We start from the raw sequence: 26,022 nt of genomic DNA, 5'->3' as shown, positions 1-26,022 counted from the left end.
CCCCCCCCACCCCCCCCCCCCGCCCCCCCCGGGGGGGGGGCGCCGCCCCGCCCCCCCCCCCCCCCCCGGTCGGGACCCGCCTCAGAGGAGGTCGGTGACGACGTCCCAGACGGCGGCGGCGACGGCGTCCTTGCTCGCGGGCCCGACGTCGAGGACGTCCTCGCTCCCCCGCCGCAGGACGTGGACGGTGTTCTCGTCCTTGCCGAAGGTGACGTCGGTGCCGACCTCGTTGACGACGAGGACGTCGCAGCCCTTGCGGGCCAGCTTGTCCCGGCCGTGCTCGAGCACCGAGCCGGACGCGTCGCCGGTCTCGGCGGCGAACCCGACGACGACCGGCGAGGCCGACGCCCCACGGGCGGCGACGAGGCCGGCGAGCACGTCGGGGTTGCGGACGAGGACGATGTCGGGCGCCGACTCGTCGGGCGACCCGTCGGCCCCGGACCCGTGCGTCTTCTTGATCTTGTGCTCGGCGTACGAGGCGGGCCGGAAGTCGGCGACCGCGGCGGCCATGACGACGACGTCGGCCTCCCCCACCTCGGCCGTCACCGCGGCCTCGAGCTCGAGGGCGGTCTCGACCGGCACGGCCCGCACCCCGGCGGGCACCGGCAGCGAGGAGGTCGTCACGAGGACGACGTCGGCGCCGCGCTCGGCGGCCACCCGGGCCAGGGCGTACCCCTGCTTGCCGGACGAGCGGTTGCCGAGGTAGCGCACCGGGTCGAGCGGCTCGCGGGTGCCCCCGGCCGTGACGACGACCCGCCGCCCCGACAACTCCCCCCGACCTTGTGGGGCAGCGTCCGCCGACACGCCGTCAGATCGGCGGGTCGGGCGGCTGTCCCCCCACGAAGTCGGGGATGAATCCCCGCGCTCGAGCTCACGGCGGCAGATCTCGAAGAGCTGCTCGGGCTCGGGCAGCCGACCGGGCCCGGAGTCGCGCCCGGTGAGGCGCCCCGAGGCCGGCGGCACGACGTGGACGCCGCGCTCGGTGAGGGTGCTGATGTTGGCCTGCGTCGCGGGGTGCTCGTACATCTCGGTGTGCATGGCCGGGGCCATGACGACCGGGCACCGCGCGGTGAGCAGGACGTTGGTGAGCAGGTCGTCGGCCTGCCCGGTGGCCGCGCGGGCCAGCAGGTCGGCGGTGGCCGGGGCGACGACGACGAGGTCGGCCTCCTGGCCGATCCGCACGTGCGGCACCTCGGTGATGTCGGACCACACGTCGGTGTGGACCGGCTTGCCGGACAGCGCCGCCCAGGTCGCCTCACCGACGAAGTGCAGGGCCGACGCCGTGGGGACGACGGTGACGTCGTGGCCGGCCTCGGTGAGCAGCCGCAGGAGCGAGCAGGCCTTGTACGCCGCGATGCCCCCCGCGACGCCGAGGACGACCTTCACGGTGGGGTCAGCCCTCGGCCGGGGTCTCGGGGGTCGGCTCGGAGGTCAGGAGGCCCTCGTTGATCTCGCGCAGGGAGATGGACAGCGGCTTCTCGTGGACCTCGGAGTCGACGAGCGGGCCGACGTACTCGAGGAGGCCCTCCTGGAGCTGGGCGTAGTAGGCGTTGATCTGCCGGGCCCGCTTGGCCGAGTAGAGGACGAGGGCGTACTTGGAGTCGGCCTGCTCGAGGAGCTCGTCGATCGGCGGGTTGGTGATGCCGATGGGGTTCGCCGTGGTTCCGGACACGCGTCAGTCTCGTTTCGATGTGGGGACGGGGGTTCGCGTCCATGATACGAGGTCCTCCGCCGCACGCCGAACCTCGTCGTTGACGATGGTGACGTCGAACTCCTCCGCGGCCGCCAGCTCCTGGCGTGCGGTGTCGAGCCGCGCGGCCCGCTCCTCGGCGTCCTCGGTGCCCCGGCCGACGAGCCGGCGGACCAGCTCGTCCCAGCTCGGGGGCGCGAGGAAGACGAAGAACGCGTCGGGCATCGTCTCGCGGACCTGGCGCGCACCCTGGAGGTCGATCTCGAGCAGCGCCGGGCGCCCGGCGGCGAGGACCTCCTCGACCGGACCGCGCGGCGTGCCGTACTTGGCCCGGCCGTGGACGACCGCCCACTCGAGGAGCTCGCCGGCGGCGACCATCTCGTCGAACCGCTCGTCGGAGACGAAGTGGTAGTGGACGCCGTCGACCTCGCCCGGGCGCGGGTGGCGGGTGGTGACCGACACCGAGAGCCACACCTCGGGGTGGTGCTCCCGGACGTACGCCGCGAGGGTCCCCTTCCCGACCGCGGTGGGTCCGGCGAGGACGGTGAGGCGCGAGCGGGTCGTCACTGCCGCCCGAAGCGGTCGAGGAGGGCCGCCACCTGGTTCTGGCCGAGGCCGCGGACCCGGCGGCTCTCGGAGATGCCGATCTCCTCCATGATCTGGCGGGCGCGCACGCGGCCGACGCCGGGCATCGACTCGAGGAGCGCCGAGACCCGCATCTTCCCGACGACGTCGTTGGTCTTCCCCTGCTCGATGACCGCGCCGAGCGAGGCGCCGGCGCGCTTGAGACGGTTCTTCACCTCGGCACGCTCGCGTCGTGAGGCAGCCGCCTTCTCGAGGGCGGCGGCGCGCTGTTCCTGGGTGAGCGGGGGAAGGGCCACGGGTTGTTCCTTGCGGTCGCTGCAGGCGCTGGCTGCTCAACGCCCGGCTGTACGGTCGCGACTGTACCGCGCCCGGGCGGGGCCTCGCGTCAGCCCCTCCGCACCCCGACGACGGCCGCCAGGTCCTCGGCGCTGCGCCGGGCCGCGGCGCGCAGGGCGGCGACGTCGGGACCGGCCCCGAGGACCTCTCGCGAGCTGTTGCCGAGCACCTGGGGCAGGGCGTCGCCGAAGGCCTCGCGCAGCCCCTCCGGGGTCCCGCCCTGGGCCCCGAGGCCCGGCGCGAGCAGCGGTGCGGCAGAGCCCGCGAGGTCGAGCCCGAGGTCGTGCGCCGCGGCGCCGATGGTGGCGCCGACGACGAGCCCGACGCTGCCGAGGCCGCCCGCGCCACGGGCCGCCGCGTTGTCGGCCGCGGCCCCCGCGACGACCGACGCCGCGACGGTCCGCCCGTCGAGGACGGCGTGCTGCACCGAGGGGCCCTCGGGGTTCGACGTCAGGGCGAGGACGAAGACCCCCCGGCCGGTCGCGGCGGCGAGGTCGAGCGCCGGCCGGAGCGAGCCGTACCCGAGGTACGGGCTGACCGTCACGGCGTCGGCCCGCAGCGGCGAGTCGTCGGAGAGGTAGGCCTGCGCGTACCCGCCCATCGTCGTGCCGATGTCGCCGCGCTTGGCGTCGAACAGGGTGAGGGTGCCTGCATCCCGCAGCCCCTCGAGGGTCCGCTCGAGCACGGCCACCCCGCGCGACCCGAAGCGCTCGAAGAACGCCGACTGCGGCTTGACGCACGCGACCTGCCCGCCGAACGCCTCGACGCAGGTGAGGGCGAACCGCTCGAGCCCGTCGACGGTGTCGGGCAGGCCCCACGCGTCGAGGAGCGCGGCGTGCGGGTCGATGCCCGGGCAGAACGGCCCGTGCGCGTCCATCGCGGCGCGCAGCCGGGTGCCGAAGGGTGTCTGGCTCACAGCGTGACCATCCTCTCGTGGGCGATGCCGACGAGGTCGGCGAAGCGGGTGACGCCGTGGCGGGTGACCTCGGCCTCGAGCTCGGTGAGGACCCGGCGCGGTGCGTGCGGGTCGTTGAACGTCGCGGTGCCCACCTGGACGGCGCAGGCCCCGGCGGCGACGAGCTCGAGGGCGTCCTTGCCGGTGCGCACTCCCCCGACCCCGATGACCGGCGCGGTCGGCACGGTGCCGGCGCGCATCGCCGACACCACCTGCCAGATCGCCCGGACGGCGACCGGGCGCACCGCCGGGCCGGAGAGGCCGCCCGTCGTCCCGGCGAGCTGCGGACGGAGCAGGTCGGTGTCGATGACGATGCCGAGCAACGTGTTGATCATCGTCAGCCCGTCGGCGCCGGCCCGCAGCGCGGCGTCCGCGATGGCGACGATGTCGGTGACGTCCGGGGTGAGCTTCGCGAACACCGGCACGCCGTCGGGCACCCGGGTGCGGACGATCTGCACGACCCGCTCGGACGAGACCGGGTCGCACGCGAAGACCAGCCCGCGGTTGGCGACGTTGGGGCACGAGATGTTCGCCTCGACCCCGACGACGCACGACCATGCGGGCGAGGCGACGAGCCGCTGGACGACCTCGCCGAACTCCTCGGCGGTGTTGCCGGCGACCGAGACGAGCACGCGGGCCCCCTGCTCGGCGAGCCACGGCAGGTCCTTCTCGCAGAACACGTCGATGCCCGGGCCCTGCAGCCCGATCGAGTTGAGCATCCCCGACGCCGTCTCGGCCATCCGCGGGGTCGCCCGGCCCGAGCGCGGGTCCTTCATCACCGTCTTGGTGACGAACGCGCCGAGCTCGGAGACCGGGAAGAACCGGTGCAGCTCCTGGCCGTTCGCGGCGCAGCCCGACGCCGTCATCACCGGGTTCGGCAGCTCGACCCCGGCGAGCACGGTGGTCATGTCGGCCATCAGTGACCCCCCGGCCTCGGCGCCCCGAGCGCGTCGTCCGGCACCCGCGTGATGCCGCCCTCGATGGCGTCCCAGCGCACGCGGTCGCCCCGGAAGACCGGCCCCTCGACGCACGAGCGGACCATCCGGGTGACGCCGTCGTTGCCGGTGACGGGCATGACGCAGGTCATGCACACCCCGACGCCGCAGGCCATCGACTCCTCGACCGCGACCTGCGCGACCGCCCCGTGGGCCCGCGCGACGTCGGTGACCGAGCGGAGCATCCCCATCGGGCCGCAGGCGTAGACGACGCCGGCCGACGTGCGGTCGACGACGTCGCCGAGGACGTCGGAGACCCAGCCCCGTCGGCCGGCCGAGCCGTCGTCGGTGGTGACGGTGACGCCGTCGGCGCTGCGGCGGGCCTCGACGACGCCGAACAGCCGGTCCTCCGACGCGGCGCCGAGCACCATCTCGACGTGGCAGCCGCGCTCGCGCAGCGCCTCGGCGAGCCAGAAGAGCGGCGCCGACCCGTAGCCGCCGCCGACGAGCACGCAGGCGACCGGCTCGGCCGGGAGCGGGAACGGCCGGCCGAGGGGGCCGACGACGTCGACGGCGTCGTGCGCCGAGAGCCCGGTGAGCCACTGCGTGCCCGGGCCGTGCGCCGCGACGACGACGTCGACGGTGCCGCCGTAGGTGCCCGACGGCTTGACCTTGTGGATCGAGAAGCAGCGGCGCAGCAGGTTGGCGGAGGTCGGTCCGCCGACGGCCAGCGCGACGAACTGCCCGGGGTGGGCGAGCTCGGCGACGCCCGGGGCGACGAGCGTCAGGTGGTGGTACGCGCCGACCCGCCGGTTGGCGATGACCTCCCCGGCGACCTGGACGACCCCTGCGCTCACGCGTCCGCCCCGATGCCGTGCAGGTCGAGGGCGGCCGTGTGGTCCTGCAGCGACGTGACCGCGAGGTCGTCGTGCTGCACCGCCTCGATGGCGAGCACCGCCGCGGCGAGCTGCTGCACCGTCGTGATGATCGGCTTGTCCATCGCCGCCGTCGCGGCCCGGATGGCGTAGCCGTCGGCGCGGGTCGTGGCGCTCGGGCCGCTCGGGCTGTTGACGACCATGTCGACCTCACCGGCGTTGATGAGGTCGACGACCGACTGGCCGCCCTCCCCGCGCTCGGCGTGCTTGAGCACGACGTCGGCCTCGATCCCGTTGCGGTGCAGCACCTCTGCCGTACCGGAGGTCGAGAGGATGCGGAAGCCGAGGTCGACCAGGCGCTTGACGGGGAAGATGATCGCCCGCTTGTCGCGGTTGGCGACCGACACGAACACCGTTCCGCTGGTGGGCAACCCGCTGATCGCACCGAGCTGGCTCTTGGCGAAGGCCCGCCCGAAGTCGGTGTCGATGCCCATGACCTCGCCGGTCGAGCGCATCTCCGGGCCGAGCAGGCTGTCGACGACGAGGCCCTCGGCGGTACGGAACCGCTTGAACGGCAGCACCGCCTCCTTGACCGACACCGGCGCCGTGGCGGGCATCCGGCCGCCGTCGGCGTAGCGGGGCAGGACGCCCTCGTCGCGCAGCTGGGCGATGGTCGCGCCGAGCATGATCCGTGCCGCGGCGTTGGCCAGGGCGACGCCCGTGGCCTTGGCGACGAACGGCACCGTGCGCGAGGCCCGGGGGTTGGCCTCGAGGACGTAGAGGATGTCCTGCGCGAGGGCGAACTGCACGTTCATCAGCCCGCGCACCCCGATGCCCTCGGCGAGCCGGCGGGTCGACTCACGGACCCGCTCGAGCTCGGTGGCGCCGAGGGTGACCGGCGGCAGGGCGCACGAGGAGTCGCCGGAGTGGATGCCGGCCTCCTCGATGTGCTCCATGATCCCGCCGAGGTACATCTCCTCGCCGTCGTAGAGGACGTCGACGTCGATCTCGATGGCGTCGTCGAGGAACCGGTCGACGAGCACCGGGTGCTCGGGGCTGGCGACCGTCGCCCGCTCGACGTAGGCCGAGAGCGTCTCGTCGTCGTAGACGATCTCCATCCCTCGCCCGCCGAGGACGTACGACGGCCGGACCAGCACCGGGTACCCGATCTCGCGGGCGATCTCGACGGCCTCCGGTGCGCTGTAGGCGGTGCCGTGCTTCGGCGCCGGCAGGTCGGCCTCGTGGAGCACGCGACCGAAGGCACCGCGGTCCTCGGCGAGGTCGATGGCCTCGGGCGACGTGCCGACGATGGGCACCCCGTTCTCCTTGAGCGCCTTCGCGAGGCCGAGCGGCGTCTGCCCGCCGAGCTGGACGACGACACCAGCCACCGGCCCGGCCTGCTGCTCGGCGTGCACGACCTCGAGGACGTCCTCGAGGGTCAGCGGCTCGAAGTAGAGGCGGCTGCTGGTGTCGTAGTCGGTGGAGACCGTCTCGGGGTTGCAGTTGACCATCACGGTGTCGAAGCCGGCGTCGCGCAGGGCGAAGCTCGCGTGGACGCAGGAGTAGTCGAACTCGACGCCCTGACCGATGCGGTTCGGGCCGCTGCCGAGGATGAGCACGGCCGGCCGCTCGCGGGGGGCGACCTCGCTCTCCTCGTCGTAGGCGCTGTAGTGGTACGGGGTGCGGGCCGCGAACTCGGCGGCGCACGTGTCGACGGTCTTGTAGACCGGGCGGACCCCGAGCGCGTGCCGGACGCCGCGCACGACGGCCTCGGGCATGGAGCGTAGGGACGCGAGCTGGGCGTCGCTGAAGCCGTGGCGCTTGGCCAGCCGCAGCAGCGCCGGGGTCAGCTCGTCGGCCACCGCGACCGCCTCGGCCACCTCGTTGACGAGCTCGATCTGGTCGAGGAACCACGGGTCGATGCCGGTGGCGTCGTGCACCTCCTCGACGCTCAGCCCGCCGCGCAGCGCCTGCTGCACCTGGACGATCCGGCCGTCGGTGGGGCGCCGGGCGAGCTCGAGCAGCGCCCGGGCCTCCTCGGTGCTCGGCGCCTCGCCGGTCCAGTGGAAGCTGCTGCCGGCCTTCTCCAGGCTGCGCAGCGCCTTCTGGAGCGCCTCGGTGAACGACCGCCCGATGGCCATCGCCTCGCCGACCGACTTCATCGTCGTCGTCAGGGTGTCGTCGGCGGCCGGGAACTTCTCGAAGGCGAACCGCGGAGCCTTGACGACGACGTAGTCGAGGGTCGGCTCGAACGAGGCCGGCGTCTCCTCGGTGATGTCGTTCGGCACCTCGTCGAGCGTGTAGCCGATGGCCATCCGCGCGGCGATCTTGGCGATCGGGAACCCGGTGGCCTTCGAGGCCAGCGCCGACGAGCGCGACACCCGCGGGTTCATCTCGATGACGACGACCCGGCCGTCGACGGGGTTGACGGCGAACTGGATGTTGCAGCCGCCGGTGTCGACGCCGACCCGCCGGATGATCTGTATCCCGATGTCGCGCAACGTCTGGTACTCGCGGTCGGTGAGGGTCAGGGCGGGGGCGACGGTGATCGAGTCGCCGGTGTGCACCCCCATCGGGTCGAGGTTCTCGATGGAGCAGACGACGACGACGTTGTCGGCGTTGTCGCGCATCACCTCCAGCTCGTACTCCTTCCAGCCGAGGATCGACTCCTCGAGGAGGACCTCGGTGACCGGGCTGTACTGGAGGCCGGCGCCGGCGATGCGGCGCAGCTCCTCCTCGGTGTACGCGAAGCCCGAGCCGAGGCCGCCCATCGTGAACGAGGGCCGGACGACGACCGGGTAGCCGAGGTCGTCGGCGGCGGCGAGCACCTCGTCCATCGAGTGGCAGATGCTCGAGCGGGCCGACTCGGCCGGGAGCCCGTCGAGGTCACGGACGGCGTCGACGACGCCCTTGAACTTCTCGCGGTCCTCCCCGAGCTGGATGGCCTCGACGTTGGCGCCGATGAGCGGGCAGGAGTACTTCTCGAGGATGCCGCGGTCGTGCAGCTCGATCGCACAGTTGAGCGCGGTCTGGCCGCCGAGGGTCGCGAGGACGGCGTCCGGGCGCTCCTTGGCGATGATCTTCTCGACGATCTCCGGGGTGATCGGCTCGACGTACGTGGCGTCGGCGAACTCCGGGTCGGTCATGATCGTCGCCGGGTTGGAGTTGACGAGGACGACGCGGATGCCCTCCTCGCGCAGCACCCGGCAGGCCTGGGTGCCCGAGTAGTCGAACTCGCAGGCCTGGCCGATGACGATCGGTCCGGACCCGATGACGAGGACGCTCCTGATGTCGTCGCGCTTGGGCATCAGACAGGGACCTCCGAGAACTCGAGCATCAGGTCGGTGAAGCGGTCGAAGAGGTACGCGGCGTCGTGCGGGCCGGCCGCGGCCTCCGGGTGGTACTGCACGGAGAAGGCGACGAGGCGGCCCTTCCCGCCGGCGCCGCCACGGCGGACCTCGAGGCCCTCGACGACGTCGTCGTTGAGGCAGACGTGGCTGACCGTGACCTCGCCGAACTCCGTCGCGGTGGAGCCCTCGAGCGGGGCGTCGACGGCGAAGCCGTGGTTGTGCGCTGTGACCTCGACCTTGCCGGTCGTGCGGTCCATGACCGGCTGGTTGATGCCGCGGTGTCCGTACTTCAGCTTGTAGGTGCCGAAACCGAGGGCCTTGCCGAGGATCTGGTTGCCGAAGCAGATGCCGAAGTAGGGGATGCCCTCACGGAGCACCCCGCGCAGCAGCTCGGCCTGGACCTCGGCGGTGGCCGGGTCGCCGGGGCCGTTGGAGAAGAAGACGCCGTCGGGGCCGACCGCGCGGACGTCGTCGAGGCTCGCGGTGGCCGGCAGGACGTGCACCTCGATGCCGCGCTCGGCCATCATCCGGGGGGTGTTGGACTTGATGCCGAGGTCGACCGCCGCGACGGTGAACCGCTTGTCCCCCACCGCCGGCACGACGTAGGTCTCCTTCGTGGCGACCTCGGCGGCGAGCGCCGAACCGGCCATCTCCGGGGCCCCCGTGACGCGGTGCAGCAGGTCCGGACGGCTGAGCGCGGAGACGTCGCCGGAGAAGATGCCGACCCGCATCGCGCCGCGCTCGCGCAGGTGGCGGGTCAGGGCGCGGGTGTCGACCCCGCAGATGCCGACGACGCCCTGGGCGTCGAGCTCCTCCTCGAGCGAGCGGGTGCTCCGCCAGCTCGACGGCCGCAGCGCGGGGTCGCGCACGACGTAGCCGGCGACCCAGATGCGCGAGGACTCGTCGTCCTCGTCGTTCCAGCCGGTGTTGCCGACGTGCGGGGCGGTCATGACGACGACCTGCCGGTGGTAGCTCGGGTCGGTGAGGGTCTCCTGGTAGCCGGTCATGCCGGTGGAGAAGACGGCCTCACCGACGGTCGAGCCGAGGTGGCCGTAGGCCAGGCCGGTGAAGGTGCGCCCGTCCTCGAGGACGAGGACGGCGGGCTCGCGGGTGGTCAGCACGGTGCAGGCTCTCCTTCCCGCGCGGTGACGGTGCCGCGCAGGATCGTCGTGTGCACGGCGCCGGTGAGGGACCGGCCGTGCCACGGGGTGTTGCGGGACAGGGAGTGCGAGGCCTCGCGGTCGACGGTGACCGTGGCCGTGGGGTCGACGAGGACGAGGTTGGCCGGCTCGCCGGGAGCGAGCGGTCGGCCGTGGCCGGACAGCCCGGCGATGCGCGCCGGGTTGGTCGACATCACGCGGGCGAGGTCGGCCATCGACATCCGCCCGGACGCGACGAGCAGGTCGTGCACGACCCCGAAGGCGGTCTCCAGGCCGAGCATCCCGAAGGCGGCGTCGACGAAGGCGTGCTCCTTGTCGTGCCGCGCGTGGGGGGCGTGGTCGGTGGCGACCGCGTCGACGGTGCCGTCGAGCAGGCCCTCACGCAGGGCCTCCTGGTCCTCGGTGGGCCGCAGCGGCGGGTTGACCTTGAAGACGGGGTCGTACCCGGTGAGCAGCTCGGTGCCGAGGGCCAGGTGGTGCGGGGTGACCTCGGCGGTCATCGCGATGCCCTGCGCCTTGGCCCAGCGCACGACCTCGAGCCCCTCGGCGGTGGAGACGTGCGCCACGTGGACACGGCTGCCGGTGTGCCGGGCGAGCATCGCGTCGCGGGCGATGACCGCGGCCTCGGCCACCGGCGGCCAGCCGGGCAGACCGAGACGGCCGGAGAGCTCGCCCTCGTGGCAGCAGGCCGAGGAGCCGGCGAGCGTGGGGTCCTGGCTGTGCTGGCTGACGACGCCGCCGAAGGCGCGGACGTACTCCAGCGCCCGGCGCATCACGCGGGCGTCGGCGACGCACCGCCCGTCGTCGGAGAAGACGCCGACCCGGGCGCGGGAGCGGTGCATCAGGCCGAGCTCGGCGAGCTCGGCGCCCTCGAGGCCCTTGGTGACGGCCCCGACCGGGACGACGTCGACGAGGCCCGTGGCCCGGCCGAGGTCGAGGATGCGCTCGGCGGCCTCGGCGGTGTCGGTGACGGGGTTCGTGTTGGCCATCGCGAGGACGGCGGTGAACCCCCCGGCGGCCGCGGCCCGGGAGCCCGACGCGATGGTCTCGGTGTCCTCGCGGCCCGGCTCGCGCAGGTGGGTGTGCAGGTCGACGAAGCCCGGGAGGAGGGTGAGGCCGTCGGCGTCGAGGCGCTCGACGTCGCCGGGCGCGTCGGTGGCGGCGTCGGCGCCGACCGCCGCGATCACGCCGTCGCGCACGAGGAGGTCGGCCGCGCCCTCGCCGAGGATCCGTGCCCCGGTGACCAGGAGGGCGCTCACGCGGCCACCTCCTCGCCGGCGAGCAGGTGGTAGAGCACGGCCATCCGGACCGCGACGCCGGCCGACACCTGGTCGAGGACGAGGCTCTGGGCGGCGTCGGCGGCGTCGGCGCTGATCTCCAGGCCGCGGTTCATCGGGCCGGGGTGGCAGATGACCGCCTCGGGGTTGGCGTCGACGAGCGCGCGCAGCCGCTCGCGGGTCAGGCCGAAGCCCACGGTGTACTCCCTCGGGGTCGGGAAGAAGCCGCCGCTCATCCGCTCCTTCTGGACGCGCAGCATCATCACCGCGTCGGGGCCGGCGGCGAGGACGGCGTCGAGGTCGTCGGTGAGGGTGAGGCCGTCGGCGGCGGCCCACGGCCCGATGCCGCTCGGCATGAGGGTCGGCGGGGCGACGAGCGTGACCTCGGCACCGAGCCGGCGCAGCGTGATGGCGTTGGAGCGGAAGACCCGGCTGTGGGTGAGGTCGCCGACGATCGCGACCCGCCGACCCTCGAGGCTGCCGAGGCGCTGCTCCATCGTGTAGGCGTCGAGCAGGGCCTGGGTCGGGTGCTCGTGGGTGCCGTCGCCGGCGTTGACGACGCTCGCGTCGACCCACTGCGCCACCTGGTGCGCGGCGCCGCTGGCCATGTGCCGGATGACGACGCAGTCGACGCTCATCGCGTCGATGGTCATCACGGTGTCGCGCAGGGACTCGCCCTTGCTCGTGCTGCTGCCCTTGCCGGTGATGTTGATCGTGTCGGCGCTCATCCACTTGCCGGCGATCTCGAAGGAGCTGCGGGTGCGGGTGGAGTCCTCGAAGAAGAGGTTGATGACGGTGCGCCCGCGCAGGGTCGGCAGCTTCTTGACGTCGCGCCGCTGCACCTCGTGCATCTCGGCCGCGGTGGCGAGCAGCATCCGCACGTCGTCGCGGGTGAGGTCGGCGCTGGAGAGCAGGTGCCTCATCGGGGGCCTCCCGGGGTCGAGGGACGTCCGGCCCGGGTCTCGCCGGCCGCGATGGTGACGGAGTCGCCGGCCTCGTCGACCCCGGCGAGGCGCACCATGACCCGCTCGGTGTGCGCGGTCGGCAGGTTCTTGCCGACGTGGTCGGCCCGGATGGGCAGCTCGCGGTGGCCGCGGTCGACGAGGACGGCGAGGCGCACCGCGCGCGGCCGGCCGAGGTCGGCGAGGGCGTCGAGCGCGGCACGGATGGTGCGCCCGGAATAGAGGACGTCGTCGACGAGGACGACGACCCGGTCGTCGACGCCCGCCGCCGGGATGCGGGTGGGCATCGGGGCCCGGGTCGGCTGGTGGCGCAGGTCGTCGCGGAACATCGTGATGTCGAGCTCGCCGACGGGGACGTCCGCGCCCTCCATCTCGTGCAGCAGGGCGGCGAGGCGCCGGGCGAGCTCGACCCCGCGGGTGGGGATGCCGAGCAGGAGGAGGTCGTCGGCGCCCTTGTTGCGCTCGACGATCTCGTGGGCGATGCGGCGCAGGGCCCGGGAGACGTCGGCCTCGCTCATCACGGTGCGGGGAGCACCGGGAGCGGCGGCGTCGCCGGCCGGGGGCAGCGTGTCGTCGGCGCGCACAGGCGCAGACCTCCTTCCCTGCCTCACGGGACAGGTCGTTAAAGGACGTCGATCGGCGCCCACCCTACGCCCTCGGCGAACGTCCGGCCGACACCGGCCGCTCCGTGGACCGTGTCGCCGTACCGTCGGTGGATGGACACCAGTGACGTCGGTTCGGTCGCCCTCCTCTCCGACACCCACGGGGTGCTGCCGGTCCTTGAGGCGGTGCTCGCCGAGCCCGACGTGCGCGGCGCCGACCTCGTCGTCGTCACCGGCGACCTCGTCTCGGGCCCGATGCCCGTCGAGACCCTCGACGCCCTGAGCGCCCTCGGCGACCGGGTGCTCCTCGTGCGCGGCAACGCCGACCGGGAGGTCGTCGGGATCACCCGCGGGGAGCCGTGCCCGCACCCCGAGTCGGTGTTCGCGGCGTCGGCGCTGCGGCCCGACCAGCTGGCCCTGCTCGAGGCGCTCCCCCATCCGGTCACCGTGTCGCTCAGGGGTTTCGGCGACGTCGTCCTCTGCCACGGCAGCCCGCGCGACGACGACGAGGTGGTGCTGGTCGACACCCGGCTCGAGCGCTGGGCGGAGGCGTTCGCGGACCTCCCGGAGTCGGTGCGCACCGTCTGCTGCGGCCACACCCACATGCCCTTCGTGCGGCTCGTCGACCGCCGCCTCGTCGTCAACCCGGGGAGCATCGGCATGCCGTACGGGCGGGTGGGTGGCGCCTGGGCGCTGCTGCGGGATGGCCAGGTCTCCCTGCGGCACACCGAGGTCGACGTCGACGCCGTGTGCGAGCGCATCGTCGCCGAGTCGGCCTACCCGGATGCGCGGGCCTGGGTCGACGAGTACGTGCGCGGCGAGCACTCCGACGCGGTCGCGCTCACGGTCTTCGGCCCGCGCGACGGCCGGTGAGCCTGCCGCGCCGGGGGCCTCAGCCGTCGGCGGCGGACGGCCGGAACCCGGAGCAGAGCATCCGCAGGTAGCCGATCCGGTCGCCCTCGGCGCGGTAGTAGGCCTGCTGCTCGGCCGTGAAGTCGCCGTCGGCGTTGCGGAGGGCCAGGCGGTACGACACGCGCAGGGTGTCCTCGACCGGCGCCCCCGTCGTCACGTCGAGCAGCGCACGGACCTCGTCGGAGTCCTCGAACCACGACCCGAAGAGGACCTCGACGAGCGCGTCCGGGCCGCGGCCCTCCCAGGCCCGGCCGGGGGTCAGGCCGCGGAAGTCGACGTCGTCGCTCACCAGGTCGCGGACGGCGGCCGCGTCCTTGGCCGCGATCGCCTGCGCCAGCCGGGGTCCGAGGGTGCTCATCGGCACAGTGCACCACGCCCGCCGGCCCGGGGGGAAGGGCCCGGGCGCCGACCGGTGGGCGGAGGGCATCCGGTCCGTGAGACACATAACCCATGCGTATGCATCAGGTAACACACTGTCATGGTCGGACGACGCCGCGACCCGAAGGAGGCCTCCGTGACCACGACGAGCACGAGCACCCCCGCCGGGGTCCCGACCTGTCCCGAGGCCGAGGCGGTCCGGGAGCTCGGACGCCAACCGCTCTTCCCGCCGGCCGACGCCGACGCCGAGACCTTCCGGCGCTGGCTCGCGGCGTCCCCGTGGCCCGAGGTCGTCTTCGCGAGCGCCGGCACCCGCTGAGCCGCCGCCCCGCTCAGTCGACGGGCCGGCGCATCGCGATGCGGCGGCCGTGCTCGGCGAGGCGCATCCGCGCCTCCCCCTCGAGCAGCGTCGCGTGCCAGGGCGGGTCCGACACCTCCACCCAGCCGTGCCGGGCGTACCAGGGCCCGTTCCACGGGACGTCCGCGTAGGTCCGCAGCGTGACCTCGGTCGCGCCCCGGGCGCCGGCGCCGACGAGCACGGCGGCCAGCAGGGCCGCGCCGTGACCGCGCCGCTGGTGGCCCGGGTCGACCGACAGCTGCTCGAGGTGCCAGTGCCCGTCGAGGTCGAGGACGTGCGCGAACCCGACCACCTCGTCGTCCTCGGTGGCGACGAGGAGGAAGCCCGGCTCGGCGGCCCGCTGCGCTCCGGTGTCCGCCGGCGGCCAGTCGAGCGCGCCGAAGAGCGTCTCGAACTGCCGGTCCCCGGTGTCCTCGAGCGGGCCGAGGAGCGGCAGGTCGGCATCGGTGGCGAGGCGGACGGTCACGCGCCGACGGTGCTCCCTGCGGGCGCCGGGTGGCAAGCGGGTTTCAGGCGAGGGTCGGCTTGACCTCGGCGAGCCGGGCGAGGAGGCCGTTGACGAAGCGCGGGCTGTCGTCGGTGGACAGCTCGGTGGCCAGGCCCACCCACTCGCTGATGGCCACGTTCTCGGGCACGTCCGGCGAGTACAGGACCTCGAAGGCCCCGAGCCGCAGGATGGCGCGGTCGACGGCCGGCATCCGCTGGAGGGTCCAGCCCTGCGCGTACGTGGTGATCAGCTCGTCGAGCTGGTCGCGGTGCTCGGAGACACCGGTGACGAGGTCGGCGGTCAGCTCGGCGAGGGCGTGCTCGGTGACCGGCTTCGCGAGCCGCTCGCGCAGCAGGTCCGCGGGGGCGAGACCCCGCTGCTCGGCCTCGAACATCAGGTCGAGGGCGCGCTTGCGGGCCTTGGTGCGGGCGGCCACGGGTCAGCTGACCCGGCCGAGGTAGGAGCCGTCGCGGGTGTCGACCTTGATCTTCGTGCCCGTCTCGAGGAAGAGGGGGACGGCGATCTCGGCGCCGGTCTCGAGGGTGGCCGGCTTGGTGCCGCCGGTGGAGCGGTCGCCCTGGAGGCCCGGCTCGGTGTAGGTGATCTCGAGGACCACGGACGCCGGGAGCTCGACGTAGAGGACGGTGCCGTCGTGGCGGGCGACGATCGCGTCCTGGTTCTCGAGGAGGTACTTCGCGGCGTCGCCGACGACCTCGGGGCTGATCGGCAGCTGGTCGTAGGTGTCACCGTCCATGAAGATGAAGTCGGTGCCGTCGTTGTACAGGTACTGCATCGTCCGCTTGTCGACGTTGGCCGTCTCGACCTTGACGCCCGCGTTGAAGGTCTTGTCGACGACCTTGCCGGAGAGGACGTTCTTCAGCTTCGTGCGCACGAAGGCCGGGCCCTTGCCGGGCTTGACGTGCTGGAACTCCACGACGGACCACAGCTGGCCCTCGAGGTTGAGGACGAGGCCGTTCTTGAGGTCGTTGGTCGATGCCACTTCGCTGGTGTCGCTTTCGGATCGGTGGGCGCGCACCCGACGGTGGGCGCGCGTCAGCCCCACGAGGGGCCGGGGATCAGCGGCCATCGTACCGCCACGCGGGCCCCCTCCCCGACCGCCACCGGCCTCCGCTGGGCGGGTCGAGGTGATACCGGACCGGATCCGGGTCCGGGTTTCACCTCGAACGAGGGGTCAGGGGGCGAGGGCGTCGAGCGCGGCGCGCAGCAGCGACTCGTCGGGCCCCTCGAGGCGCACCGGGTTCGCCAGGCCGTCGAGGACGACGAAGCGCAGCAGCGACCCGCGCGACTTCTTGTCGCGAGCCATCGCCGCGAGCAGCGCCTCGAAGGACGCCCCGTCGTAGGTCGTCGGCAGCCCGACGGCGGCGAGCACCGACCGGTGCCGCGCGAGCAGCTCGTCGGACACGGTGCCGGTGCGGTGCCCGAGCTCGGCGGCGAAGACCATCCCGACCGCCACCGCCTCGCCGTGCCGCACGCCGAAGCCCGACACCTGCTCGACGGCGTGCCCGAGCGTGTGCCCGTAGTTGAGGACCTCGCGCCGGAACGCCTCGCGCGGGTCGGCCGCCACGACCTCGGCCTTGACGGCGACCTTGCGGCGCACGAGCTCGGCGAGCACCGGGGAGTCCCACCGCGCCGCGTCCGCCGGCGCGCCCTCGACGAGCTCGAGGATGCGCGGGTCGGCGATGAACCCGCCCTTGACGACCTCGGCCAGCCCGGCGACGAGGTCGGCCGGCGGCAGCGTCTCCAGCACGTCGAGGTCGCAGACGACCCCGGCCGGTGAGTGGAACGCCCCCACGAGGTTCTTGCCCTCGGCGGTGTTGATGCCCGTCTTGCCCCCGACGGCGGCGTCGACCATCGCGAGCAGCGTCGTGGGCACGTGGACCACGGGCACGCCGCGCAGCCAAGTGGCCGCGACGAACCCCGCGAGGTCGGTGACCGTCCCCCCGCCGACCGACACGACGACGTCGGTGCGCGTGAACGCGTGCTGCCCCAGCACCGCCCACAGCTCCGCGGCCACGGCCGAGGTCTTGGCCCGCTCGGCGTCCGGCACCGCCGCCTCGTGGACCACCAGCCCCGCGTCCCGCAGCCCGGCCGCGACGGCGGAGGCGTACCGCTCGAGCCCCTCGGGACGGACGACGAGCACCTGCCGCGCGGCGTCGGGCACGAGCCCCGGCACCCGCTCCAGCACCCCGCGGCCGACGACGACGTCGTGCAGGTCGCCGACGGCGATGACCACCGGCTCGCTCACGCCGGTGCCCCGAGCAGGCCCACGACCTCGGCCGCGACGTCCTCGACCGGACGCCCCGCGGTGTCGACGACGTGCGTGGCCACGCGCTCGTAGACCGGCCGCCGCTCCCCCATGAGCCGCACCCACGACGCGCGCGGGTTGACGGCGAGCAGCGGGCGCGAGCGATCGAAGCCGACCCGCCTGGCGGCGTCGGCGATGCCCACGTCGAGGAAGACGACGGCGTGCCCGGCGAGCAGCGGCTCGGTCTCCGGGTCGACCGGCGCCCCACCGCCGAGGGCCACCACGCCCGGCTCGGCCGCCAGCGCCCGCGCGACCTCGGCCCGCTCGAGGGCCCGGAACGCCGGCTCGCCGTCCTCGACGAAGATGTCGGAGATGCTGCGCCCCGCCGCGGACTCGACCGCGGCGTCGGTGTCGTGGAACCCGACCCCGAGCAGGTCGGCGACGGCCCGACCGACGGTGGTCTTGCCCGACCCGGGCGGGCCCACGAGGACGACGCGCGGCATCAGGCGTCCCACGTGCGCATCGCGGCGGGGATGGCGTCGAGGTAGGCGCGGTGGTTGCGCGCGGTCTCGGCGAGCGAGTCGCCGCCGAACTTCTCGAGGCACGCCTCGGCGAGCACGAGCGCGACCATCGCCTCGGCGACGACGCCGGCGGCCGGCACCGCGCACACGTCGGAGCGCTGGTGGATGGCCGTCGCCGGCTCGTCGGACGCGGTGTCGACGGTGTCGAGCGCCCGCGGCACGGTGGAGATCGGCTTCATCGCGGCCCGGACGCGCAGCACGCCGCCGACCGACATCCCGCCCTCGGTGCCACCGGCCCGGCCCGTGCGCCGCCGGATGACCCCGGAGGCGTCGCGCTCCATCTCGTCGTGCGCCTGCGACCCCCGGCGCGCGGCGGTGCGGAAGCCGTCGCCGACCTCGACCCCCTTGATCGCCTGGATGCCCATGAGCGCGGCGGCGAGGCGCGAGTCGAGCCGGCGGTCCCAGTGCACGTGCGAGCCCAGCCCCGGCGGCACCCCGACGGCGACGACCTCGACGACCCCGCCGAGCGTGTCCCCGTCGCGCCGGGCGGCGTCGACCTCGGCGACCATCGCGGCCGACCCGGCCGGGTCGAAGGCGCGCACGGGGTCGGCGTCGAGCGCCTCGACGTCGTCCGGCCCGGGCAGCGGCGCGTCGTCGCGCACCCCGGCCGACCCGATGGCGACCGTGTGCGACACGAGCCGGATGCCGTAGGCCTGCTCGAGCAGCGCGGAGGCGAAGGCCCCGAGCGCCACCCGGGCGGCGGTCTCGCGCGCCGAGGCCCGCTCGAGCACCGGCCGCGCGTCGTCGAAGCCGTACTTCTGCATCCCGACGAGGTCGGCGTGGCCGGGCCGCGGTCGGGTGAGCGGACGGTTGCGGGCGACCTCCTTCTCGGCGTTGACGTCGTCGGCGGCCGCGTAGTCGGCGGACGACACCGGGTCCGGGCTCATGACCGTGCGCCACTTCGGCCACTCGGTGTTGCCGATCCGGATGGCCACCGGGGACCCGAGGGTCGACCCGAGGCGCACCCCGCCGAGGATCTCGACCTCGTCCTGCTCGAACTTCTGCCGGGCCCCCCGGCCGTACCCCAGCCGGCGCCGGGCCAGCGCGGCGGCGACGTCGGCCGTGCCGACCTCGACCCCGGCGGGCAGGCCCTCGATCGTCGCGACGAGGGCGGGTCCGTGCGACTCGCCCGCGGTCAACCAGCGCAGCATGCCGGCAATCCTGTCACGGGCGCCTCAGCCGCCCCCGAGGGCGATCACGATGCGAGGCGTGAAGGCGATGGAGAACCAGGCGCCGAGGCACATCGCGGGCCCGTAGGCGATGTGCGACGACAGGCCGACCCGCCGCAGGACGAGCATCGCGACGGCCGCCAGCCCCCCGACGAGGAAGCCGGCGCACATCCCGATGACGACGTGCGTCGTGCCGAGGAAGCCGAGGAGCGCCCCGATGACGGGCGCGAGCCGGACGTCGCCGAAGCCCACCCCGCCGCCGGGCAGGAGGAACAGGACGAGGTAGAAGCCGCCCATCAGCGCGGCGCCGATGAGCGTGCCCTGCCACCGCGGGCCGCCGGTGGCGAGCACCGCGAGGGCGACCAGCACGAGGAGCGCGGCGCCCCCGGGCACGACGAGGCCGACGGGCAGGCGGTGGACGTCGAGGTCGATCCACACGAGCGCGACGGTGAGCCAGGCGAAGAGGAGGAACGGCGGGAGGGCGGCCCATCCCCCGAGGTCCTGCACCGACCACGCGGCGACGCCGGCCAGCGCCCCGGTGGCCGGGCCGGTCCACCACGGGTTCCCCGGCGGATGCTCGGCCTCGTCCTCCTCGATGCGGTAGCCGCCGGTCGCCAGCTCGCGCCCGGTGAGGTGCCCGACGACGCCGAGGACGAGCGCCCCCGCGAGCACCACCCACCACGGGGTCACGGGCCGACCCCGGCGGCCCGGCGCCCGGCCGCGAGCATCGCCTCGACCGGGGCGGGCTGCCCGGTGAAGAGCGCGAACTGCTCGGCGGCCTGGTGCACGAGCATGTCGAGCCCGGAGACGACGGTCATCCCCGCGGCCGCGGCGGCCCGCGCGGGCGGGGTGGGCCAGCCGGCGTACACGACGTCGAGGAAGACCCCGCCGTGCTGCTCGGGCACGGTGGCGGCGACCGCCTCGGCGGCGGCCGGCGGGACGGTGGAGACGACGACGTCGTCGCGGGTGCTCACCCACGGGTCGATCGCCGCGACCGATCCGTTGCGGATGCCGACCCCGGCGTCGAGCGCCCAGGCGAGCAGGTCGGCCGCCCGCCCGGTGTCCCGGGCCCGGACGGTGAGCGTCGTGACACCGAGCCCGGCGAGGGCCAGCACCGCCGACCGGGCGGTCGCCCCCGCCCCGAGCACCAGCGCCCGCGCCGGGATGCCGGCCAGGTGCGGGCGCAGGGCGGCGGCCAGCCCGGCGACGTCGGTGTTCGTCGCGTCCCACCCGCCGTCGGACCGGCGGACGAGGGTGTTCGCCGCCCCGGCGCGCCGGGCGAGCTCCGACGCCGTCGTGGCGACGTCGAGCGCGACCTCCTTGAGCGGCATGGTCAGCGACAGCCCGCGCCACGAGCCGTCGAGACCTCCGACGAAACCGGGCAGCCCCGCGGCGTCGACCTCGTGGAGGCCGTACTCCCAGCCGTCGAGCCCGGCCGCCGCGTACCCCGCCCGGTGCAGGACCGGGGAGAGCGAGTGCGCGACCGGGGAGCCGAGGACCGCCGCCCTCAGCACTTGCCGGGGTTGTCGGAGCACCACTGCTGGAACTCCTGGACGTTGCGGTCGTGCTCGGCCGAGGTCGAGGCGAACTTCGTCTCGCCGGTGCTCGGGTCGACGGTGACGAAGAAGACCCAGTCGCCGTCGGCCGGGTTGGCGGCCGCCTCGATCGAGGCCTTGCCCGGGTTGCCGATCGGGCCGGGCGGCAGGCCCTGCACCTTGTAGGTGTTGTACGGGCTGTCGCTCGCGCGCTGGGAGTCGGTGGTGCCCGCCTTGCCGCGCTGCTGGGCGGCGTAGTGGACCGTGGAGTCCATCTGGAGCAGGCCGTAGCTCGGCGGGCCGCCGTCGAGCCGGTTGAGGACGACGCGGGCGACCTTGCCGCGGTCGGCGTCGCCGCTCACCTCGCCCTCGACGATCGAGGCGATGGTCAGCGTGCGCTCCCAGTCCTTCTCCGCGACGCCGGCGTCCTCGAGCGCCTTGACGGTGAGCGCGACCATCTGCTTGAGCTGGTCGGTGGCCGTGGTCTTGTCGTCGAACTCGTAGCTCGCCGGGAACAGCCAGCCCTCGACGTTCCCGTCGGCGGCGGACGGCAGGCCGATCGCCTTCGCGTCCTTGGCCGCCTTCGTGTACTCGGCGACCGGGACGCCGGTGGCCTTCGAGAGCGCGGCGAAGGTCTCGTTCTTCCAGAGGCCCTCGCGGATCGTCACCCGCTGCGCGAGCCGGTTCGCGGGGTCGACGAGCAGGGCGAAGGCGTCGACGCCCTTCATCCCCTTGAGCATCAGGTAGGTGCCGGGCTGGATCTTGGCCGCCGAGGTCGGGTCGGCCGCGGCCGCGTCGAGGTAGGCGGTGCGGGTCCTCGTGACGCCGGCGTCGCGCAGGGTGGAGGCGATGGCCTCGCCGGTGTCGCCCTGCTTGACGACGACCTCGACCTCGCCCTCGCCGGGACCGGCGAAGTCGACCTCGCCGCCGTCGCTGCCACCGAAGAGACCGCTGACGCTCGGGCCGAGCACCGTCCAGGCGCCGTACGCGGCGCCGCCGATGAGGCCGACGGCGAGGAGCACGGCGAGGAGGCGACGTCCGCGGCGCGGCTTCCGGCGGCGACGCCGCTGCTGCACCTCGCGACGGGTGCGCGGGGCACGGCGCGGGGTCTCGTCACCGAAGATCGTCTCGGTGAAGTCCTGGCTCACGTCGTCGTGCCCTTCGTCCGTGGCTTGCGCCGTCGTCCTCCGACCCGCTCCCCCGCAGGGGACCCGGTCGTCCGCTCGGCGTCGAGGGCCGACTGGAGGATGAGCACCGCCGCGGCCTGGTCGACCACGGCGCGCTGCCGCCTCCCGGCGACCCCGCTGTCGCGGAGCGCGCGGTGCGCCTCGACCGTCGAGAGCCGCTCGTCGACGAGCCGGACCGGGACGGGGGCGATGCGCGCCGCCAGCACGGAAGCATACGTGCGCGCCCGGGCCGCTGCGGGCCCCTGGTCCCCGGAGAGCGAACGGGGCAGCCCGACGACGACACCGGCGGCGCCGTGCTCCGCGACGAGGGCGGCCACCCGCTCGAGGTCCTCGTCGCCGGCCGCGGCCGGCCCCTCGGCCGTGCGCGGCACGGTCTCGAGGGGGGTCGCGAGCAGGCCGTCGGGGTCGCTGCGGGCGACACCGACGCGCACCGACCCGACGTCGACGCCCAGCCGGACGCCGCGTTCTCGACCCTCCGCGGGCGCGGACATCAGCCGGCGAGCTCCCCGACGCGCCACTCGACGGCCGCGAGCGCCTCGCCGACCTTCGACGGGTCCTGGCCGCCGCCCTGGGCGATGTCGTCCTTGCCGCCGCCCCCGCCGCCGAGCGTCGAGGCCGCGACGCGCACCAGCTCGCCGGCCTTGATGCCACGGCCGCGGGCCGGCTCGTTCGTCGCGACGACGACGACCGGGCGGCCCTTGGCCACACCGGTGACGACGACGACGCTCGGGCGCTCGGCACCGAGCCGGCCGCGCAGGTCGAGGACCATCGTGCGGACGTCGTCGGCGCCGGCCTCGCCCGCGTCGTGCGCGAGGAAGGTGACCCCACCGACGTCCCGGGCACCGTCCGTGAGCGACCCGGCCGCCGCCTGGAGCTGTTCCTTGCGCAGCCGGTCGAGGTCGCGCTCGGCGTCCTTGAGGCGGGTGACGAGGCCGCCCACCCGCTCCGGCAGCTCCTCGGGGCGGCCCTTGAGCAGCTCGGTGAGCTGGCCGACGATGGCCCGCTCGCGGGCGAGGAACGAGAACGCATCGGCGCCGACGAGCGCCTCGACGCGCCGGACGCCCGAGCCGATGGACGCCTCGCCGAGCAGCGTGACCAGGCCGAGCTGCGTCGTGCGCTCGGCGTGCGTGCCGCCGCAGAGCTCGCGGGCCCAGTCGCCGACCGAGATGACGCGCACGGCGTCGCCGTACTTCTCGCCGAAGAGCGCCATGGCGCCGGCGTCGCGCGCCTGCTGCTGGGTCATGACGTCGGCCCGGACCGCGAGGTCGTCGAGCAGCAGCGCGTTGACGCGGGACTCGACGTCGCGCATCACCGACGCCGGCAGCGCCGAGGAGGCGTGGAAGTCGAACCGGAAGCGACCCGGCGAGTTCTCGGACCCGGCCTGGGTCGCGGTCTCCCCCAACGCCTCCCGGATCGCCTTGTGCACCATGTGGGTCGCGGTGTGGGCGCGCGAGATGGACCGGCGCCGCTCGATGTCGACCTCGGCCAGCGCCGTCTCTCCGGTGGCGACCTCGCCCTCGACGACCGTCGCCTTGTGCACGACGAGGCCGGTGATGGGCGACTGGACGTCACGCACCTCGACGAGTGCGCCGCTGCCGAGCCGCAGCAGGCCGCCGTCGGCGAGCTGGCCGCCGCCCTCGGCGTAGAACGGGGTGCGGTCGAGGACCAGCTCGACGTCCTGGCCCGCGCTCGCCGAGGCCACCGGCGCGCCGTCGAGCAGCAGCCCCGCGACGCGGCCCTCGGAGACGACCTCGTGGTAGCCGGTGAACTCCACCGGCGCACCGAGGCCGTCGGCGATGCCGCGGTAGGCGCTGGTGTCGCCGTGGCTCGTCTTCTTCGCCTTGGCGTCGGAGCGGGCGCGCTCGCGCTGCTCCTGCATCAGGCGGGCGAAGCCGTCGCGGTCGACCTCGAGGCCCTGCTCGGCCGCCATCTCGAGGGTGAGGTCGATCGGGAAGCCGTAGGTGTCGTGCAGCTGGAAGGCCTGGTCGCCCGCGAGCACGCCGCCACCGGACTGCTTGGTGCGCGCGACGGCGGTGTCGAGGATCGTCGTGCCCGACGCGAGGGTGCGCCGGAACGCCTCCTCCTCGGCGTACGCGGTCTGGCTGATGCGGTCCCAGTCGGTGCGCAGCTCGGGGTAGGACTGCTCCATCCGCTCGAGCGAGACCGGGAGCAGCTCGGGGAGGGCCGGGTCCTCGTGGCCGAGCAGGCGCATGGCACGGACGGCGCGGCGCAGCATCCGGCGCAGGACGTAGCCCCGGCCCTCGTTGCCGGGCGTCACGCCGTCGCCGATGAGCATGAGCGAGGAGCGGACGTGGTCGGCGACGACCCGCAGCCGCACGTCGTCGGGGTGGCTGGAGCCCGCGGAGTGCCCCGAGCGGGTGCCGTAGTCCTTGCCGGTCATCTCGGCCGCGCGGGCGAGCACCGGGTAGACCTCGTCGATCTCGTACATGTTGTCGACGCCCTGGAGGATGGAGGCGATGCGCTCCAGACCCATCCCGGTGTCGATGTTCTTGCGCGGCAGCGGTCCGGTGACGTCGAAGTCGACCTTCGTGCGCACCTCGGAGAGGTTCTCCTGCATGAAGACGAGGTTCCAGAACTCCATGAACCGGTCCTCGTCGACGGCCGGGCCGCCGTCCGGGCCGTACTCGGCACCACGGTCGTAGAAGATCTCCGAGCAGGGGCCGCCCGGGCCCGGGACGCCCATGTGCCAGTAGTTGTCGGCAAGGCCGCGTCGCACGATGCGTTCGACCGGGATGCCGACCTGCTCGTGCCAGATGCCGAACGCCTCGTCGTCGCCGTCGAGGACGGTGGGCCAGATGCGCTCGGGGTCCAGGCCGAAGCCGCCCCGGTCCTGCGGGGTGGTGACGAGCTCCCAGGCGAGGGCGATCGCCCCCTCCTTGAAGTAGTCGCCGAAGGAGAAGTTGCCGTTCATCTGGAAGAACGTGCCGTGCCGGGAGGTCTTGCCGACCTCCTCGATGTCCTGGGTGCGCACGACCTTCTGGACGCTCGTGGCGCGCGGCCACGGCGGCGTCTCCTGGCCGAGGAAGTACGGCTTGAACGGGACCATGCCCGCGTTGACGAACAGCAGGTTCGGGTCGTCGAGGATGAGCGAGGCGCTCGGCACCACGGTGTGGTCGCGGCTGCCGAAGAAGTCGAGCCAGCGGCGGCGGATCTCAGCGGTTTCCATGTCGTGTCAGTCCTGGGGTGTGGGCCGTGCGCGGGCAGGCCGCCATCGTAGGGCGGGACGCACGGGGGAACGGGCGGGCGTGCGGAGGCGGGGGCGGGTGGCCCCTACCGAGCTCGTCCGCCGTCGGGCCCGTCCGCGCGGGCGTGGCCGGCGGGGTCGAGGAGCAGCGCGCGGGCCTCCTCGGGGCTCAGGCTGCGCCCGCGGTCGCCGTCGGCGAGGGCCGGGCGGTCGCGGTCCCAGCCGGCGTCGACGTCGAGGTCGGGCACGCGCGCACCGGCCGCGTGGCGGGGCGCGCGGGTCGTGGCGTCCTCGCGGACCGCCGTCTCGACCGCCTCGCGCAGCTGCGCCTCGCGCTCGGTGGCGGCGTCGCGGACGGTCGCGACGAAGCGCTGCGTCGCCGGCCGGCGCCACAGGAGGTAGCCGGCCCCCACGACCGCGGCGCCGAGGAGGACGGTGCGCATCCTCATCGCGATGCCTTCCGCAGGCCGCGCACCGCGGTGCGCACGCCGTAGCTGTACGCCGCGACCTTGATGAGCGGCGACCCGACGGTCGCCGCGAACACGGAGGTGAGCGCCGAGGCGTTGGTCGTCATCGTCGACACCGAGCTGGTGATCGCATCGACGCGGGTCAGCTGGTCGTTGGTCAGCCCGACGGTGTCGGTGAGGCTCTTGAGGGTGGGCTGGACGTTCTCGGTGGTCGTCCGGACGCTCTCGCGGGTCTCGTCGAGGATGCGACCGGCCTTGCCGACCAGCCCGGCGACCCGCACGACGAGGTACGCGAACGCGAGCGCGGCGATGAGCCCGGCGATGCCTCCGAGGGTGACGTCCATGGCGCCGACCCTACCGGCCGGGCCCGGGGCCGGTCGCCGGGGTTCTCGTGCACCGCCGGTGCGGGCCGGGGCCCGGGCTGATCACGCGTGCCGGACGCACCGGACCGCCCACGGCCGCGCCTCGAGCCGCGCCGCGGGGATCGGGTCGCCGCACACCTCGCAGGTGCCGTAGGTGCCGTCGGCGACGCGTCCGCGGGCCCGACGGACCTGCGCCAGGGCGTCGAGGAGCTGTTCCTGCACCGCGACGGCCGACAGGCGGTCGACCGCCAGCGAGGTGCCGTCCCCGATGCGCTTGCCGAACGAGAGGTTCTCCCCCTCGGGCGGCGTGGCCGTCAGGGTGGCGAGCTCGGCGACGAGCCGGTCCTCGTGGGCGGCCAGGGCGGCGTCGGTGTCCATCTCCCCACGG

General features: G+C 74.3%; 29 protein-coding genes. 2 read left to right on the top strand and 27 right to left on the bottom strand.

Features of this window, described 5'->3' with window-relative positions; translation table 11 throughout:
* Window positions 1–81: 81 nt before the first annotated feature.
* The 12 genes from JQN70_RS03475 to pyrR all read right to left on the bottom strand — a co-directional run bounded on the left by JQN70_RS03475 (window position 82) and on the right by pyrR (window position 12,709).
* On the bottom strand, window positions 82–1,386 hold the full coding sequence (locus JQN70_RS03475; protein WP_204129919.1) for a bifunctional phosphopantothenoylcysteine decarboxylase/phosphopantothenate synthase: 1,305 nt from the start codon (window positions 1,384–1,386) through the stop codon (window positions 82–84).
* A gap of 7 nt (window positions 1,387–1,393) precedes the next feature.
* Window positions 1,394–1,672 (bottom strand): DNA-directed RNA polymerase subunit omega, encoded by a 279-nt coding sequence (gene rpoZ, locus JQN70_RS03470; RefSeq protein ID WP_204129918.1) that lies wholly within the window; start codon window positions 1,670–1,672, stop codon window positions 1,394–1,396.
* Between the two features lie 3 nt (window positions 1,673–1,675).
* A complete protein-coding gene (gene gmk, locus JQN70_RS03465; protein ID WP_204129917.1) occupies window positions 1,676–2,257 on the bottom strand; it encodes a guanylate kinase in 582 nt (193 codons plus the stop codon).
* Window positions 2,254–2,571 carry an integration host factor, actinobacterial type gene (gene mihF, locus JQN70_RS03460; protein ID WP_204129916.1) on the bottom strand — a complete coding sequence of 106 codons (318 nt, stop codon included), beginning with the start codon at window positions 2,569–2,571 and terminating at the stop codon, window positions 2,254–2,256. Before mihF ends, gmk begins: the two co-directional genes overlap by 4 nt.
* Window positions 2,572–2,660: 89 nt before the next feature.
* Window positions 2,661–3,488 (bottom strand): orotidine-5'-phosphate decarboxylase, encoded by an 828-nt coding sequence (gene pyrF, locus JQN70_RS03455; protein WP_204129936.1) that lies wholly within the window; start codon window positions 3,486–3,488, stop codon window positions 2,661–2,663.
* A 35-nt stretch (window positions 3,489–3,523) separates the two neighbouring features.
* Window positions 3,524–4,483, bottom strand: a complete 960-nt coding sequence (locus tag JQN70_RS03450; RefSeq protein WP_204129915.1) for a dihydroorotate dehydrogenase — start codon at window positions 4,481–4,483, stop codon at window positions 3,524–3,526.
* Window positions 4,483–5,358, bottom strand: a complete 876-nt coding sequence (locus tag JQN70_RS03445) for a dihydroorotate dehydrogenase electron transfer subunit (protein WP_204129914.1) — start codon at window positions 5,356–5,358, stop codon at window positions 4,483–4,485. The genes JQN70_RS03450 and JQN70_RS03445 overlap by 1 nt, the downstream gene beginning before the upstream one ends.
* Window positions 5,355–8,684 carry a carbamoyl-phosphate synthase large subunit gene (gene carB, locus JQN70_RS03440; protein WP_204129913.1) on the bottom strand — a complete coding sequence of 1,110 codons (3,330 nt, stop codon included), beginning with the start codon at window positions 8,682–8,684 and terminating at the stop codon, window positions 5,355–5,357. Before carB ends, JQN70_RS03445 begins: the two co-directional genes overlap by 4 nt.
* Entirely contained in the window at window positions 8,684–9,847 is a 1,164-nt protein-coding gene (gene carA / locus JQN70_RS03435) for a glutamine-hydrolyzing carbamoyl-phosphate synthase small subunit (RefSeq protein WP_204129912.1), read from the bottom strand. Before carA ends, carB begins: the two co-directional genes overlap by 1 nt.
* Complete coding sequence (locus JQN70_RS03430; protein WP_204129911.1) at window positions 9,841–11,145, bottom strand: dihydroorotase; 1,305 nt, start codon at window positions 11,143–11,145, stop codon at window positions 9,841–9,843. The genes carA and JQN70_RS03430 overlap by 7 nt, the downstream gene beginning before the upstream one ends.
* A complete protein-coding gene (locus tag JQN70_RS03425; RefSeq protein ID WP_204129910.1) occupies window positions 11,142–12,086 on the bottom strand; it encodes an aspartate carbamoyltransferase catalytic subunit in 945 nt (314 codons plus the stop codon). Before JQN70_RS03425 ends, JQN70_RS03430 begins: the two co-directional genes overlap by 4 nt.
* The gene (pyrR, locus tag JQN70_RS03420; RefSeq protein ID WP_307835792.1) at window positions 12,083–12,709 is read right to left on the bottom strand and encodes a bifunctional pyr operon transcriptional regulator/uracil phosphoribosyltransferase PyrR; all 627 of its coding nucleotides are present in this window, start codon (window positions 12,707–12,709) and stop codon (window positions 12,083–12,085) included. Before pyrR ends, JQN70_RS03425 begins: the two co-directional genes overlap by 4 nt.
* 132 nt (window positions 12,710–12,841) lie before the next feature.
* Here pyrR and JQN70_RS03415 point away from each other — a divergent pair, with 132 nt between their 5' ends.
* Window positions 12,842–13,600, top strand: coding sequence for a metallophosphoesterase family protein (locus JQN70_RS03415; protein WP_204129909.1), 759 nt, complete (start codon window positions 12,842–12,844; stop codon window positions 13,598–13,600).
* A gap of 19 nt (window positions 13,601–13,619) precedes the next feature.
* On the opposite strand, the gene JQN70_RS03410 is transcribed toward JQN70_RS03415, so the two are convergent.
* Window positions 13,620–13,997, bottom strand: coding sequence for a hypothetical protein (locus JQN70_RS03410; RefSeq protein ID WP_204129908.1), 378 nt, complete (start codon window positions 13,995–13,997; stop codon window positions 13,620–13,622).
* Window positions 13,998–14,153: 156 nt separating this feature from the next.
* Here JQN70_RS03410 and JQN70_RS03405 point away from each other — a divergent pair, with 156 nt between their 5' ends.
* Window positions 14,154–14,336 (top strand): hypothetical protein, encoded by a 183-nt coding sequence (locus tag JQN70_RS03405; RefSeq protein WP_204129907.1) that lies wholly within the window; start codon window positions 14,154–14,156, stop codon window positions 14,334–14,336.
* A 13-nt stretch (window positions 14,337–14,349) separates the two neighbouring features.
* Here the strand turns inward: JQN70_RS03405 and JQN70_RS03400 are convergent, their stop codons facing one another.
* From JQN70_RS03400 to JQN70_RS03335, 14 genes are all read right to left on the bottom strand, one after another.
* Entirely contained in the window at window positions 14,350–14,841 is a 492-nt protein-coding gene (locus JQN70_RS03400; RefSeq protein WP_204129906.1) for a GNAT family N-acetyltransferase, read from the bottom strand.
* Between the two features lie 43 nt (window positions 14,842–14,884).
* Window positions 14,885–15,298, bottom strand: coding sequence for a transcription antitermination factor NusB (nusB, locus tag JQN70_RS03395; protein WP_204129905.1), 414 nt, complete (start codon window positions 15,296–15,298; stop codon window positions 14,885–14,887).
* A 3-nt stretch (window positions 15,299–15,301) separates the two neighbouring features.
* Window positions 15,302–15,862 (bottom strand): elongation factor P, encoded by a 561-nt coding sequence (gene efp, locus JQN70_RS03390; protein ID WP_204129904.1) that lies wholly within the window; start codon window positions 15,860–15,862, stop codon window positions 15,302–15,304.
* Between the two features lie 192 nt (window positions 15,863–16,054).
* Entirely contained in the window at window positions 16,055–17,128 is a 1,074-nt protein-coding gene (gene aroB, locus JQN70_RS03385; RefSeq protein WP_204129903.1) for a 3-dehydroquinate synthase, read from the bottom strand.
* A complete protein-coding gene (locus JQN70_RS03380) occupies window positions 17,125–17,631 on the bottom strand; it encodes a shikimate kinase (protein ID WP_204129902.1) in 507 nt (168 codons plus the stop codon). The genes aroB and JQN70_RS03380 overlap by 4 nt, the downstream gene beginning before the upstream one ends.
* Window positions 17,631–18,860 carry a chorismate synthase gene (aroC, locus tag JQN70_RS03375; protein WP_204129901.1) on the bottom strand — a complete coding sequence of 410 codons (1,230 nt, stop codon included), beginning with the start codon at window positions 18,858–18,860 and terminating at the stop codon, window positions 17,631–17,633. The genes JQN70_RS03380 and aroC overlap by 1 nt, the downstream gene beginning before the upstream one ends.
* Before the next feature lie 24 nt (window positions 18,861–18,884).
* The gene (locus JQN70_RS19845; RefSeq protein ID WP_204129900.1) at window positions 18,885–19,568 is read right to left on the bottom strand and encodes a prepilin peptidase; all 684 of its coding nucleotides are present in this window, start codon (window positions 19,566–19,568) and stop codon (window positions 18,885–18,887) included.
* Window positions 19,565–20,392 carry a shikimate dehydrogenase gene (locus JQN70_RS03365; RefSeq protein ID WP_307835791.1) on the bottom strand — a complete coding sequence of 276 codons (828 nt, stop codon included), beginning with the start codon at window positions 20,390–20,392 and terminating at the stop codon, window positions 19,565–19,567. The genes JQN70_RS19845 and JQN70_RS03365 overlap by 4 nt, the downstream gene beginning before the upstream one ends.
* A complete protein-coding gene (gene mltG, locus JQN70_RS03360; RefSeq protein ID WP_204129898.1) occupies window positions 20,386–21,561 on the bottom strand; it encodes an endolytic transglycosylase MltG in 1,176 nt (391 codons plus the stop codon). The genes JQN70_RS03365 and mltG overlap by 7 nt, the downstream gene beginning before the upstream one ends.
* Window positions 21,558–22,091 carry a Holliday junction resolvase RuvX gene (ruvX, locus tag JQN70_RS03355; protein ID WP_204129897.1) on the bottom strand — a complete coding sequence of 178 codons (534 nt, stop codon included), beginning with the start codon at window positions 22,089–22,091 and terminating at the stop codon, window positions 21,558–21,560. The genes mltG and ruvX overlap by 4 nt, the downstream gene beginning before the upstream one ends.
* Window positions 22,091–24,787, bottom strand: a complete 2,697-nt coding sequence (alaS, locus tag JQN70_RS03350; protein WP_204129896.1) for an alanine--tRNA ligase — start codon at window positions 24,785–24,787, stop codon at window positions 22,091–22,093. The genes ruvX and alaS overlap by 1 nt, the downstream gene beginning before the upstream one ends.
* Before the next feature lie 104 nt (window positions 24,788–24,891).
* Window positions 24,892–25,254, bottom strand: coding sequence for a hypothetical protein (locus JQN70_RS03345; protein ID WP_204129895.1), 363 nt, complete (start codon window positions 25,252–25,254; stop codon window positions 24,892–24,894).
* Window positions 25,251–25,616 (bottom strand): DUF948 domain-containing protein, encoded by a 366-nt coding sequence (locus JQN70_RS03340; RefSeq protein ID WP_204129894.1) that lies wholly within the window; start codon window positions 25,614–25,616, stop codon window positions 25,251–25,253. The genes JQN70_RS03345 and JQN70_RS03340 overlap by 4 nt, the downstream gene beginning before the upstream one ends.
* Window positions 25,617–25,697: 81 nt before the next feature.
* Window positions 25,698–26,012: a TraR/DksA family transcriptional regulator gene (locus JQN70_RS03335; protein WP_204129893.1), complete on the bottom strand. Its 315-nt coding sequence runs from the start codon at window positions 26,010–26,012 to the stop codon at window positions 25,698–25,700.
* Window positions 26,013–26,022: the final 10 nt, after the last annotated feature.

The organism is Phycicoccus sonneratiae (genome assembly GCF_016887965.1).
Taxonomy (GTDB): domain Bacteria; phylum Actinomycetota; class Actinomycetes; order Actinomycetales; family Dermatophilaceae; genus Phycicoccus; species Phycicoccus sonneratiae.
Note: the sequence above shows the minus strand (reverse complement) of the source record. Positions and strands in the feature narration are given on the sequence as shown.